Source organism: Sandarakinorhabdus oryzae (assembly GCF_009733735.1).
Taxonomy (GTDB): Bacteria; Pseudomonadota; Alphaproteobacteria; order Sphingomonadales; family Sphingomonadaceae; genus Sandarakinorhabdus; species Sandarakinorhabdus oryzae.
Window position 1 is genome coordinate 1 of sequence record NZ_WNJP01000410.1, and the last position, 575, is coordinate 575.

General features: G+C 72.5%; 1 protein-coding gene and 1 pseudogene. Both read right to left on the reverse strand.

The genetic code is table 11. The features are described from left to right. Window positions 1-228 (reverse strand): hypothetical protein (locus GJ693_RS16595; protein WP_156257293.1); only part of this gene is annotated, 228 nt, incomplete at its 3' end. 46 nt (window positions 229-274) lie between these two features. Next, window positions 275-575 (reverse strand): annotated as a pseudogene (locus tag GJ693_RS17350) (hypothetical protein); the annotation flags it as partial.

Sequence of the window (575 nt, forward strand, 5' to 3'; positions counted from 1 at the left end):
GGCGGCGAGTTCCGCCACCAGCGCGGCGCGGCCGCCCCTGGCGGTGGAAATATCATTGCCCGGCGCGACGTGGCGCAGGCTGCGCGCGCTGTCGGCCCCAGCGGTTTCCACGGGCGGGCTGCGCTGGCCGATCGGGCCCCGGATCGGGCCGCCACCGCCTGAAATGCCATCGATCATCATCTTGTCCTTTCCGTCGCGCCTGTCGGGGCCAACGCCGTTAACGGCCATTCACCATGCCGCTTTAATCACCTCACCCTCCTCGTTGCCGCGCGTTTCAGCGCGCGAGCACGACCCGTCCGCCCTCCTCGATCCGCCCGGTGAAGCGGCGGCCGGCGGGGCCCTTGAGCGCAATGCGGTTGCCGTCGGCATCGCGTTCGGCTTCGGCCTCGATACTCACCGCCCAGCCCGGCCCGCCGGCTTCGACCAGCACGCGGTCACCCCTTCTGATGCTGGGGCGGCTGGCGGCTGGGCTGGCCGGGCCCACCGGCTGATCGATCGGCACATAGAGCGTCCAGGCCGGGTTGGCGCAGTCGGCGCGCACCACGTCGGCGCGGGCCCAGCTCAGCGCCGGCGAC